Source organism: Novosphingobium sp. GW835-FHT14H07 (assembly GCF_058793515.1).
In genome coordinates this window covers 20548-33633 of record NZ_JBXAFX010000037.1, presented here as the reverse complement: position 1 = coordinate 33633, position 13086 = coordinate 20548, and the positions used below count along the sequence as shown (strand labels likewise).

General features: G+C 61.5%; 6 protein-coding genes and 3 pseudogenes. 5 read left to right on the top strand and 4 right to left on the bottom strand.

All coding sequences use genetic code 11. From position 1 onward, the window contains the following. A pseudogene (locus tag AC1Q5P_RS20200) lies at window positions 1-243 on the bottom strand (hypothetical protein); the annotation flags it as partial. On the opposite strand from AC1Q5P_RS20200, the pseudogene AC1Q5P_RS20195 reads away from it, so the two are divergent. Further along, a pseudogene (locus AC1Q5P_RS20195) lies at window positions 217-276 on the top strand (hypothetical protein); the annotation flags it as partial. The pseudogenes AC1Q5P_RS20200 and AC1Q5P_RS20195 sit on opposite strands and share 27 nt — an antisense overlap. A 76-nt stretch (window positions 277-352) precedes the next feature. After that, window positions 353-592 carry a hypothetical protein gene (locus AC1Q5P_RS20190; RefSeq protein WP_492519896.1) on the top strand — a complete coding sequence of 80 codons (240 nt, stop codon included), beginning with the start codon at window positions 353-355 and terminating at the stop codon, window positions 590-592. Here AC1Q5P_RS20190 and AC1Q5P_RS20185 read toward each other — a convergent pair. Beyond that, window positions 574-1302 carry a superoxide dismutase gene (locus tag AC1Q5P_RS20185; protein WP_492519894.1) on the bottom strand — a complete coding sequence of 243 codons (729 nt, stop codon included), beginning with the start codon at window positions 1300-1302 and terminating at the stop codon, window positions 574-576. The genes AC1Q5P_RS20190 and AC1Q5P_RS20185 overlap by 19 nt on opposite strands. Window positions 1303-1312: 10 nt before the next feature. Continuing rightward, window positions 1313-2632 carry a chromate efflux transporter gene (chrA, locus tag AC1Q5P_RS20180; RefSeq protein ID WP_492519893.1) on the bottom strand — a complete coding sequence of 440 codons (1320 nt, stop codon included), beginning with the start codon at window positions 2630-2632 and terminating at the stop codon, window positions 1313-1315. Between the two features lie 613 nt (window positions 2633-3245). Here chrA and AC1Q5P_RS20175 point away from each other — a divergent pair. The 3 genes and pseudogenes from AC1Q5P_RS20175 to AC1Q5P_RS20165 all read left to right on the top strand — a co-directional run bounded on the left by AC1Q5P_RS20175 (window position 3246) and on the right by AC1Q5P_RS20165 (window position 10049). Continuing rightward, a pseudogene (locus AC1Q5P_RS20175) lies at window positions 3246-7988 on the top strand (AAA domain-containing protein). Continuing rightward, a complete protein-coding gene (locus tag AC1Q5P_RS20170; protein WP_492519892.1) occupies window positions 7985-9385 on the top strand; it encodes a hypothetical protein in 1401 nt (466 codons plus the stop codon). Before AC1Q5P_RS20175 ends, AC1Q5P_RS20170 begins: the two are co-directional and overlap by 4 nt. A 238-nt stretch (window positions 9386-9623) precedes the next feature. Beyond that, the gene (locus AC1Q5P_RS20165) at window positions 9624-10049 is read left to right on the top strand and encodes a hypothetical protein (RefSeq protein WP_492519891.1); all 426 of its coding nucleotides are present in this window, start codon (window positions 9624-9626) and stop codon (window positions 10047-10049) included. A gap of 467 nt (window positions 10050-10516) precedes the next feature. Here AC1Q5P_RS20165 and AC1Q5P_RS20160 read toward each other — a convergent pair whose 3' ends face one another. Beyond that, window positions 10517-12700: a hypothetical protein gene (locus tag AC1Q5P_RS20160; protein WP_492519890.1), complete on the bottom strand. Its 2184-nt coding sequence runs from the start codon at window positions 12698-12700 to the stop codon at window positions 10517-10519. Between the last annotated feature and the right edge of the window lie 386 nt (window positions 12701-13086).

Below are 13086 nucleotides of genomic sequence, written 5' to 3'. Positions count from 1 at the left end.
CAGGTCGAGCCGCGACAGCTGCGCCGCCAGGGTCCCGCCTTTGCCGATCCGGGTCTCCTCTTCGAGGCGTGTCACCACATTGCCGCTCAGCATCGCCATTGCAATTGCATCAGGCGCGCCACCCGCCGCCGGTTTGGTCACAGCCATGGTCGCCGGTTTTTGATTTCGGCGCTTGGCGGAAGCCGGGTTCAGATCGGCGGCCCGACCGGCGCGTTCATCGGCGTGGTCTATGCCGTGATCCACGAGCACGGCTATGACGGATTGTTGCTGTTTACGCTGATTGCGGGGCTGATCCTGCTTATCGCAGGGTTGCTCCGAGCAGGTCGCCTTGCTGATTGTGACAGCCTAGACGATGAGCGAGCCGCATCGTTGGCCCGAGCGTTTGAGTCTTCCCAAAGCGGACTTGGCTCTGCTGTTCGGGACCGCACTTCTTACGGTGTTGGCAGACCTTACTGTCGCCATCGCGGTCGGGATGATGGTCGGGCTTGCGCTCAGAATGTCGCGCGGCGAAATCGAAGCGCCGCGCTGGCATCGCCATTTCGCTGGGGCGGTGAAAAGCGCGAGGAATGATCCTCAGGAAGTTGCAGCCTGATAGCGGGCGTCCACCACCTCCCAATCGAGGTTGGCCATGAAGGCATCGACATATTTCGCTGCCGCCGCCCCGTAATCCATGTGAAAGCTGTGCTCATACATATCGAGCGCGATCAGCGGCGCGCCGGTGGCTGCACCATGCATGTGATCGAAGGCCCAGTAATTATGCAGCGATTGGGTGTGGTGGTTGTAGCTGAGGATGCACCAGCCCGATCCGCCTGCGAGCGACATTGCGGTGCGGCGGAATTCGGCCTGCCAGGCATCGAAGCTGCCAAACCAGCCATCGAGCGCCTCGTAGATTGATCCGCCCGGCTTGCCGTTGCCGCCTAGCGCATCGAAGTAATATTCGTGCAGCACCACCGATCCGGTGCGGTGCAGTTCCTCGCGCTTCAGCCCGGCATAGGCAACCGGCGGAAAGTCGGGATCGGCCATCGCGGCGGCAAGGCGGGTTTCGATTGTGTTCAAGCCGCGCACCGAGCCCTGGTAATTGTTCTCCCAGTGCGAGGTAATGAGCCGCTCGGACAGGCCGGTTAGCTTGGCCGGGTTGAACCGCAAAGGCTTGGGCGTGTGCTTGCCGGCAAAGGCAGCGGCGCGAGACGCGGCTGCGGCAGGGTCTTGCGCCGAGGTTGCGCTTGCCGTTCCTGCCAGCGCGATGCCCGTGGCCGATAGTGCTGCGGTCCCGATGGCTTGCCTGCGTGTGATGATGCCCATGCTGTCCTCCTCAGAATGCCAAAACCAGAACCATGCCGCCCAGCGCGGCGGCCATCAGAACCCGCAGCACCGACCATTTCAGCCCGAACACCAGTGCGCAGGCGATCGCCGCCAGCACGCCTGCGCGCCAATCGAAACTCGCCGGGTCCGGCGAGTAGAGCCGCAACAGGCCGAATTCGCGCTGGCCGACATCGGCAAACAGCACATGCAGCGCAAACCATGCGGTGAGGTTGGCAATCACCCCCACAACCGCTGCCGTCACAGCTGCGAGCCCGCCCTTCAAACGCACGGCATTGCCAAGCCTGTCGATCCACGGTGCGAGCGCAAAGATCCACAGGAAGCATGGCGCAAAGGTCACCCATGTCGTTAGGCCAGCACCGAGCAGTCCGGCCACCAAGGGTGAAAACGGTTCGGGCGCGCGGAAGGCGGCGAGATAGCCGACAAATTGCGTAACCAGGATCAGTGGCCCCGGCGTGGTTTCCGCAAGGCCCAGCCCATCGGCCATCTCACCGGGGCGTAGCCATCCGAACCCTTGCACTGCTTCCTGCGCCATGTAGGCGAGCACTGCATAGGCCCCGCCAAAGGTCACGATGGCGAGCTGCGAAAAGAACGCGCCAATTTCCCACAGCACGTGCTCCCGGCCCAGCGTCAGCGCGATCAGCGCCATTGGCGCAGCCCAGACCGCTCCCCAAAGGACGATCGACAGGATCGTGGTGCGCCATGGTCGTTCGGGTAAAGCACCGCCAGTTGTAGTGGGTTTCAGCGCCAACAGGTCGGGTTGCCAGGCCGAAATTGCCATTCCAATCACTCCGGAACCCAAAACGATGAGCGGAAACGGCAGGTCGAATAGGAATAGCCCGATGAATGCGGCCACCGCCAGCGCACGCTTCAACACCGTATCAAGCGCACGTCCGGCAATTCGCAATAAGGCCTGCACCACAATCGCCAGCACCGCCGCTTTCACGCCGAGGAACAGCGCTTCGACCCATGCGAGATTGGCGGCAATGGCATAGAGCACCGACAGGGCCAGAATGATGGCTGCGCCGGGAATGACAAACAGAAGCCCCGCGGCCAGCCCGCCGCGCCAACCATGCAGCCGCCACCCGATCCATGTGGCGAGTTGCTGCGCTTCGGGGCCGGGGAGCAGATGGCAGACATTGAGCGCGTGGAGAAAATCTTCCTCGTTCACCCATTTCCGCTCTTCCACCAGCTCGCGGTGCATCAGCGCAATCTGTCCTGCGGGTCCGCCAAAGCTGAGGAGGCCGATGCGGGTGAACGCCCGTAGCAGCTCGGTGAAGGTGATGGGTGGGGTTAGAGCCGATGACGCCAAGATGACCTCGCACAGATGGCCTCGCCAACAACGGCAAGGCGACGAGGCAACACTTGGGCTTTTGTCGGCCTGAACGGGAGGCTGCTTCGCCCCGTTACCGAGAGTTTAGAATGGGGCGCGAGTCTCTGCAAGGTCAAAAGGGAAATTCCGCTATCCACCCAGCTGCGGTCACAATCAGGGCCGATCGGCAATCTGCAAAGCCGAATGACGGCATTTGGCGTAAACAGACGTACGCCTTGATGATTGGGAACGACGGCGTCTGGTCGCGTGCTGCCGGAATCAGAACGCCGCAACGTGGGACTAAGCCGTCGTTCGTGAGCACTGCCGTGAACGTCGGGTTTCGGTGGGACCTGACGTTTGCGAAAGCGCGAAGGTTGATCGAGGAATTACCAAGGCTGGGCCGACAGCAGACTGGCTGCTTTTGCGCGGGCAGATGGCAAAGCGGCCGCGCACTAATTCTCACGCCCACCGACGAACCGCCTGAGGTTTTCAACGGGGTCATCGCACCTCGTTGGCCAGCAACCCAAAAGTATTCCGACATTGACTACAGGCCGCTGAATTGCCGATATCAAAGGATCGACTTCTTGTTGCGGAAGATCGAGCGGGGGTAAGAATGGCCTGCACAGTCAAGTATCTTAGCAGCGCTGGCATTCAGCATCGGGAGGTGAAGGGACTCGACTCCTTAGCTAACGCGTGGCCGATCAATTGGCTCGTTTACGCGTCCCTACATGCTTTTCCACCTCGCCAGTCGCCGATGGAGATCGACGTGATTGCTGTGATGGACGACCGGGTCGTCCTGTTCGAGGTCAAGGACTGGAATGGCAACCTGACCGCGAATGGCGATAATTGGGTCTTAGGGAAGCAGCGGCGTGGACGCTCTGCGGTCGCTCTGGGCGACGAGAAGGCAAAGAAGCTGAAAACAATGATCCGGGACCAGATACGGCAGCTTGGCGGCGTTTATGTCGACTCTCGGGTGATTCTCACCGGCTCAGCCACGCGTGAAAACCTGCCGGAAAGCGAGAAGCCATATGTGCTGACCTTGGATGAGGCAGGCCTGCTGACGGATCCGAAGGAGCGTGATCGCCTACTCGGCAAGGTCCGGCTCTCGAAGTTCAAGCCCAACATGCTGAAAGCGGAGTTCGAGAAACTCTTCGGCAACGCCACCTACTTCAGGCCTCTGGCGATGACGTGGGACGGCTACGGCGTCACCGACGAGGACTTCTACGTTCACCGCGGCGACGTCTGGCGCGAGCACCGGGCACACCGAGTCCGCGAGGAACGCGTCAAGGCTCTCTTGCGGCTGTGGCGTTTCGACAACCTGCCAGCTGGCTTGAACGAGCCTGACGCTCGGCAGCGTATCGCGGAGCGTGAGACGCGCGTTATGGCGCATCTGGGAGATCGCCGCAGTTGGATGGCGGAGCGGGGCATCCTGAAAGAGGTCGGCACACCACCGGACGAGATCCTCACGCAGCACCATCAGCTCGTGTCGGTGCCGGCGGGCTGGACGACCCTGCAGCGCTACGTCGAGAAGAACGGGGCCGAAATCACGGGTGAGCAGCGGATCGACATCGCTCATACTTTGGCCTCGATGGTGGCGGAGCTCCATTCGCACGGCGTCGCCCACCGGGACATCGGCGGCGCGAGCATCTGGGTCGGCGCCCCCACCAACATGTCGCTGACCGGATTCTTCTCGGCGCGGCTACCGAATGAGACATCGGTCGCCGAGTTTCGCGATGTGCTGGCCACGTACGCCGAGCCCGAACCGGACTGGGGCGGCACCGAGCCAACCGCGACGGAGAGGGATGTGCGTAGCCTAGGACTGATCATGGAGGACCTGGCCCGGATAGACGACGATGAATCCGCGCTGCCTCCGGGCTGGGCCGAAGTGACGGCACGCGCGCTGGCTGCTCCGGGGGAACGCTACCCCAACGCGAGGGCATTAGCTGAGGCGCTGGGGGAACTAAAAACGCCCTCCGGACCACATGTCGATCAGTCGCGCCTCGATCTTTTCGAGACGCGAGATGTTCCTTACGCGACTTTTCCCATCACGGGTGTGCCGATTACGTCCGGCCTCACCACGCGTTATGAGAGCGGAAACCATCCTGACGCAAAAGTGGTGAAGGTCTGGAATGGCTTCCTTAGGGGCAATGCGAAGCGGGATCATGCCCTGCTAGGAATGTTTGAGACCGCTGCGGCGTTGAAGAGCGTACCGGCTCGCGGAGTGGCCGCAGTGGAGGCATTCGGTCTCTCGCCCTCGGGCGCATTCCTCGTGACAAGGTTCGTCGAGGGCGCACCCCTTCAGGTTCCGTCGGCGCTCCCCGAGGGAGAACTGCTTTCGTTGATCGCCGAACTGGCCGTCATTGTGGACGGCCTTCATTCACGGGACCTCTCGCACGGCGATCTGCATCCTGGCAACGTGATCATCGGAGAGGGTGGTGGCGTCACGCTGATCGACCTTCTCGACGTGGCTCCGCTGGGTGAGGGACGTATTCGCAGCCCCGGCTGGGCACCGCTGGATTTCGAACGACGCTCAGAGCAGCAGATCGATCGCTTCGCCGTCTGCAAGTTGGTGCGGTCGCTGTTGGCGCAGCGGATCGAGGTATCCCTTCTCGCAATTGCGAAGGTGGCGGAGGCCGAACTTGAGCGGAACGGCATCGAGACGCTGGAGCCGCTGCTCGACGCGATCGATATCGAGCGCAGGCGGATGCTCGCCCCACCACCACGTAGCTTCCGTCTTGTCGCTCCGGGGCTTTCGAACCGCGTTGTGATAGGGGATGACGGACACCTGTGGGTCAAGTCGAACCGGTCGGCGCAGGGGGAATCCTTCTTCATCACCGGCTTGAATACCCGGCTGCTCCTGCGCGTTCGCGAAGATGCGCTCGAGCATGTCCAGGAGATCGAGAGCCAGTTCCATGATCTCGCCCATGGCGAAAGGGTCAGGATGTCGTTGGCGCTGACGGACGGTCACTGCACGGACGATGCTGGCGATCTCATCGAATTTCTCCGCGAAGCGGCTCCCGCGCCCGAGTGGAAGCCCGCACTTCCGATCGAGCCTGCTAGGGAGGCGCCGGATGAGGAGTGGATCGACGAGGATGATGTTGATCTTGAATCGATCTCCGCTGGAGCGGACGACGAATTTCCGCAACACGCCCTTGGCTCCTTGCCCATCCCGCGCGTGTGGATGCGCGCGGCCGAGATCGAGGAGGATTCCGTCCTCACTGTGCGGCTGGATAATCGTCTGGCAGATGCCGCGGGCTCATCCGTGTTTCGATACGAGAGCCCCCGTCCATTGGAGTTCGAGGATGAGGATACGGTTGAAGTAAGGTTACCCCCCGGCCTGAAAGGTCGCTTCCTGGGTTTGCTGGACGTGCCGCGGTGCGACGCGTCGCAGTTGGTGATACGCGATCTGCGACATCCGATTGCGGGCGGTGGTGAGTTGATAGCTCTGGTCGACCGGCGCGACAGAGTGTCCAAGGAGCGCCGTCGCCGCGCGGTTGAGCGGGTGATCGACGGCAGGTCGGTGATCCGCGATCTGATCGACTACTTCGATCCCGTGCTCGAGAAGCACGAGATCGCTTACGGCCTGGTGCCCGACGATGGGGACCTGGCGAGATATCTTCTCAACAGCGGTCAGGAAGACGCGTTCCGCCACCTGCTTGCAGCGGGACCTCTCGGTCTGCTTCAGGGTCCGCCAGGTTCTGGTAAGACGCTGTTCATCGCCTCGTTCGTGCATTGGCTCATCACGAAGGGAGGTGCACGCCGTGTGCTGGTCGCAAGTCAGTCGCACGAGGCGGTGAACAACGTGCTTGAGCAGCTGTTAAAGACCTATCGGAAGCACGGTGGTCAAGCAGACATCCTCCGCGTCGGATCGCGCGGGGCCACCGAGCGCATCAGGCCGTATCAGGCTCGATCGCTCAGAGAGCGCTATCGCGTCCGGTTTGAAAACGGCCTCAAGACGAGGGTGGCCCATGCCGCGGGCGCGGTCGGAATCCCCAGGCAGTTCGTCCATGACGTCATCGAAACCGACCTCAAGCTAGGCTCGATTCACCGAGCGATCGACCTCTCTGTGCAGGCCGCGAAGGGCGATACGCTCCAGGATGACCGCCGACGTTCGGAGCAGCATCTCGCGACGCTCAGGCGAGCGTTCACGGGGATCGCGTCGGCGATACTCGGGCGGGAGGTGAGCCTAGACGTTGATCAGCCCGTCGAACTGGTCGAGGAGGCGTATGCGGTGACCTTGGCGGCTCACCCAAAGGTGAGCCCCGGTGACCTGGTCACTACGCGGAAGCTGTTAGCCCTGGCGCATGAATGGAAGGACACGCTTGGATCTGGGCACCGCAACTTCGACGAGTTCCTTGCGAAGACGAGGCAGGTGGTCGCAGGCACTTGCGTCGGCCTTGGTCAATCGCAGATTCGCCTCGAAGGCGCCTCGTTCGACTGGGTCATCGTCGATGAGGCCGCGCGCTGCACCAGCGGTGAGCTCGCCGTCCCGCTGCAGCTGGGCAGCAGGGTCGTTCTCGTCGGCGACCAGCGGCAGCTCCGTCCGATGGTAGACAGAGCGGTACAGGTCGGCCTTCGCGAGGAATTTCGCGGCATCGCGAAGGAAGAGCTGGAGCGGTCGGACTTCGAACGGGCCTTCGCGTCGCCCTACGGCAAGCGTAACGCGCGTGTGCTGGACGAGCAGTATCGCATGGCGCCTGCCATCAGCGATATGGTGTCGACGATCTTCTATGCGCCGCATGGCGTGAAGCTAAAGCCGTCCGACGCCCGCGAGCCGGACGGCAGCTTCAAGTCGCTACCATCAGACCTCGCCACCCCGGTCGTCTGGTATGACACTGCCAAGCGGCCCAATTCCGAGGAGAATGAGCGCGGCCGGCGCGACTTCTGGAACGAGGCGGAGATCGAGGCGACATTAGGCCTTCTGCGTCGACTCTCACGCGAGACCGACCTGGTGGAAGAGCTCGCCAAGCGCAACGACCCGCCAATCGGCGTGATCTGCATGTACAGCGAGCAGAAGCGGCGGATTGAGCGGGAATGGTCGCATCAACCTTTTCCCGAGGCCTTCAGGCGCTTGGTGACGATCGACACCGTCGATGCCTACTAGGGCAAGGAGAACGCTGTCGTGATCCTCTCGCTCGTGCGTGCGAACGACGAGTTCCAAGCGGGCCACGTCGGGCGCGAGAACAGGTGCAACGTCGCTCTGTCCCGCGCGAAGGAGCGCCTTTACATCGTGGGAAACACCAGGATGTGGGGGTCGAGAAGGACCCGCTCTCCAATGACACAGGTGCTCGAGTACATCCGCAGAATGGACGCGGCTTTGGGCATTGTTCGGCCCGCAGGGGAGATCGACCAGTGAGCGCGCAACGGATCCTCGTCGACGCGGTCGACTTCCAAATCGCGTGTCGGCGGTTCACCATTCGCGCAATGGTAACGCGCGATCGGCAGCTGGGTGTCGTGGACGAGTATGTCCTCAGGTTGCTCGCCATCCTGGAGCGCATGCCGATCGCCCGTCTGCGCGCCTGGTTCGGTTTCTCGGAGTCGGAGATGGAGACGGTGCTGCTCGACCTGGGGGAACGCAGGTCCTGGATCGAGCTTGATGGTGACGACGTCCTTCTTGCGCCTGCGGGCAGGGAGCTATTCCGCTCGGTCGGGCCGGACAATATTCCGCACATCGTCGAGGTCTCGCCATTGATTGCCGATGTCTGGTTCGATCTGGTCAGCCGCAACATCGTGCCACGATCCAGGCCACACAACGTCGACTATCTCGTCAAGCTGCGCGAGCAGCCGAGCGCCCGGGATCTTCCCGAGGCCTTCGCGCGCGAGGCGTTCGAGACAAACTTCAGGCACTATGCTCGGCGGATCAGACGCCTGCCGGATCCGGACACGGTGAACCTGTACTCGGTCTCTGAAGTCCATGGTGGGGGCTACGCCTATCAGGTCTTTCCGGCTGGACTGTCCTTTGACCCCGAGAAGCTCACCGTCCGCCCCGCCTTTCCCGATGTCGATGACGGTGGTGCGACCTTCCAGAAGCTGACTGTGGCTGCGAGCGATGCCTGGCAGGTACTCAATGCGCCAGACCCGTCCAATGCGGCGGTGGCCGAATTCGAGCGGATGACCGGACAGGCGCAACTGGCCGAGCTGGTGCAGAATCCGAAGTCGCGCGAGGCCTGGCGCTCTGCCATGTCGGTCACGAGGAGCGACGATTTCGTCCCCACGATCGGGGCGGCCTACCTCGAGGACAACGTCTCGCATCTCCTGGACGCCATCTCGACTGCGGGCAGCATCGCGGGATCCGTCGAGATCGTCTGGCTCCGTCCGAGCGGTTCCTCTTGGGGACGGACGCTACGGGTGGCCGATTCCCTTCAGGAGTTGCGCGAGATGCTGCGCAACGCTGGGGTGCACGACGTCGCCACCAGGCTCGTCATGCCTCGTGCGACGCACAAGAGTATCCGGACCAATCATCGTCGCCTGTTCGACGCCGGGATTCTGCTGCCGCTTGGGCATCTTCCTGCGAACCTGGAGATCATCATGGTTCGCGGGATAGCCGCGCTCGTGAACGTGCATTTGCCCGTCGCTGGTCATTCGGTCCCGATTGGCGGAGTGGTCACCGACCCCAAGCGTCTCGCGCGGATGACGGACAGGTTGACGCGCACTGGAGATGGGGACTGGGAGACCCTCTGGCCAACGGCAGAGGCGGTCGGGCGTCGGACCAGGAGGCCCAGGCCGGAGGCCACATCGCGGAAAGAGGGTTAAGCTGCGCAGTCAGCATGTCCGCGCGCGGGATAGTGGCAAAACGTCTTGCCTTAGGATCGCGGTGAGATAAACCGGCAGCACCGCAGCGATGGCAGTATTTGTAGCGTCGTTTGGTAAAGCCCGACTTTTATAACCTGTCGTGTGCGGGTTCGACTCCCTCCGGGGCCAAATGCGGCCTCCTTACATCCCAAAGCGCTGTTGCTTCGGGGCGCCTTTTTTGCATCCAAGGAGAACGTCCGTGAAAGACAGAACATGTGAAACCTGTGGTCACACTGACACAGCCGATGAGATCGAGTTTCTACCCGGCGGCTTCGTTGGCAATGATTATCATTGCGCCGCGCATATCGACCGCACCGAGGCCAATAGCGAAGAGTTCGATGAAACCGACAGCGAGAATGGCGAGGAAGAGGACGAACCGCCCTACGTCGAAACGAAAGAGAATGTGGAAGGAAATATCGCATTCCTTCAACAGCACTTCCGGCTGTCCCCGCACCGCTTTGAGAGCGCTGAGGGACAGCAGTTCAAGGCAGGCATTGAGGCGCGGCTATACGCCCTGACCCATCGTCTCAATAGCGCCCACCAGTCTGACTATGATGCCATGGTGAAGGAATGCAGAGGGATTGAAAAGGAAATGTGGCCTTGGCTGCACCCAAATAGCAATTGATGCGGTGGTTCGGTGTCAGATGGTTATGCTGTTTGACCCCGAGTTCCATAGTAGCTGGTCAGGCAGTGGTGTTCACAACCGACCGTCGCGAAAGTCCCAAGCGCGGTTGTTTGCTACCACACGCAAGTTTGATGAATGAACGGCAAGTTTTGATGAGCCGTTTCGGGCGACCGAACGGCTGGTTTGCCAGCGGCCCATGCCGGCAGTTTGAGGAACGGTGAACGGCAGGTGTCGGCATGAGCCGACATTCCCAGTACTGCATCGGAACGACGTAATCTGGTCGCGGCCTGCCGGAAGTGGAACGCCAATTCCTGGGACTTTCCGGCCGTACCTTGGTGATGTGTCGAATGGTAGCTCCCGCTAGAAGCTGACGTGCAGCACTGGGCCGACCTAGGCCGGTTGCGACCGGCGGCTGTAAGACTTGTGCATAGCAAAGCGGACGTTCCAACATCGCCGATTGCTTGTTCTCAGCTCGGCCGCTTAAACGATGCCACAAATCGCGGTTCGCCAGGTTTGTCGCCGACATCCCAGTAAAGGACCATAGCTTCGTCAGCGCCGGCCAAGCGGGCGATTTCGACTGCGTTCTCCTGGCTGTGCGCCTCAATGCCGTAAGGTGGTACGTCCTTTCCGACACAAAGGCCGATAACCGTGCCGCCGTCGCCGCTATTATCGTAGACCCCGCTAAACGCAGACTGGCCTGGATGGAGTCGTCGCGCCTTCCTGGCGATCTCGTCGCGTCGGCGCTGCACCGTCCATTGTTCGCGGTAAGGCACGTTTGCCAGACGATGGCCGAACCTGGTCCACCCCGGTCCGGCACCCTTCTCTATGGCGTTGATCATGGCATTAAAGAAGGGAGTTCGCTTCAGGAAAGGGCGGTCGCCGCGCCGCCCTTCATCGTCATAGAGTTGGGCTACCGAATCTGACCACCCATAAATGCTGAACCCGCTGTCGCTGGACGGCATGTCCGGGATACAGAACGAGCTCTCGAGGTAGAGGGCGATTAGGTCCATTTCGTCCGCCTCAATCAGTAGCTCGCGTTCGATGGTCTCTCGCCCCCGCAGGTAGTGCAAGCGCGATACCTGATCGGGAAGAAGGTCGAACAGCGTCTCTAGTTCGAAGATGCTCATGCTCGGTGCCATCGGTTCGCCAGGACCTACAAAGCCCGCCTCGACTAGCCGCCTAGTGCCGGCGGTCAGGGGCCCCAGCGTGTCGAAGAGCACGTTGACGCGAACGATCTCGCGAATGTCGGATGGCGGGATCGTAGCCGTCCCCCCAGGCGTGTCGAGTTCGACGCCGCCCTCGCTAGACCGCAGCAGTTGCGCAAGGCGAGCCGATTGCCGCGAGGGTTCGACGAGAAGTTTGCGGATGTCGTGCTTTAGCCGGTCCTCAGCCCCTCGTTTCGCGGGAGGGCTGATGCGCCCCGACTTCGCCTCGAAGAGCCCCACCGTCTTGTCGATGAGGAGGATGCAGTCCGTCTCGCCAGGCTTCCCGTCGGCACCATTCCATTTCGCGTTTTCGACCGTGCTCCCCGACGGGAACGCCGACGCCACCAGCTTGTGCAACTTGCTTTCAAGCCAACGACCTTTGAACTTCTCGCAGCGCTGTTTCAACGATGGTGTCGCCTCCGCCATCGCATCGATCAGTTCGACCATGTTCGCGAAGGCAGTCTGCGTGCAGAAAAGGTGCAGGCGGTCGTCATCATTGACAAAGGGCTTTGCCTGGACGGGGTTGCTCAACTTGAGATGCGGCAGCGCGTCGTCACCGACATCCCCGAACCGGAGTGAAAGGCGCCGTACGCTGTCACGCAACCGCTTCTGTCGAGCGCCGCCGCCGGGCCATTCGACGACAAACACATTTTTTAGCTGCTCCTCGAAGAGGGCGTGAAGCGCAGCCCGGGTCTGTGCCTCGGGAATACTCGCGGAGCGCAGCCCGACGACGATCTCGTCGTCGATGAGCTCAGGATTGTCGGCGGAGAACAATTGCAGCATGCGACGGGGATCGCTAGCTCGCATCCATCTGCGCGCCGAGGTCTGGAGCGCCTCTAGGCGCTGGTCAGCCTGGGCCGCAAAACCTTCAAGGAAGGCAACTGCGTCGGTCACCGTGAAACCGAGCGCGATTTCGAACTCTCCGTCTAAAGCTGCGGCGAGGTCGCGGCAGTACGCCCTTGTCTGAAAGGCATGCCGCGGTCCACGAACCGAATGGGTGGTCCCGCGCATGCGATCCAACACCGCCTCGACCTTGTTTCGCTCGAGGTCGTTGCTAAGGCGCGTGAATGACATTTCCCGGATTGCCCCGGTGTGTTGCGGCACCAGGCCGAGAAGGTCTTCAACGGCGTGTGGGGTGCCTGCGGTGTCGCGTCGCACGACACGGTGGCCGTTGAGCGCGATGGCCTGGAGGAGTTCCAGCTCGTGGGGCTGGATGAAAGGCTCTCGGCGGGGCGCCTTTCCGCTGGGTAAGCCGATGATGCATAGGAAGGCGAGGCGGGCGAGAAGATCGATCTGATCGTTGCCGCAGAACACCTTGCGCATGCGTTCGAGCGTAGCTGCCGCACGCGCCGTCGCTTCAGCGCCCTTGTTAGCCGCGGCCGCGATCTCGGCCGGATTGAACTCGCCGAAGACGGCGATTTTCTGTGGAGCATTTCTGCGTGCCATTATGAATACCCCTCATCGCTTCGGGCGGTTCTGGGAATACTGCAATTTGTACGGCCCCGACATTGCTTCCTGCCGCTTTTCGCTGAGAACTATCTATTTGTCACACGACGTGAGGGGCGGTTGGGTCAGAGGCTTACATACCAACTTATACCCAACGGAAAAAAGACGCGTAGGGAACAATTGCCGGCAGGCAGCCTTCGACGGTTTGAGGAGGAACTTGTGTCTTTATCAAGAGTGACAACGATTACAATTGCCAATCAAACTCCGTATAACTTGAGGCGGCATTCATGTGGCAAGGTCGGCATTATGGCCTTCCGCTGACAACTGCCCGTTACGGCGTAGGTTCAGATGCTCGGTATAAGCAGGAATGAGTAAAGTTGGGCGGC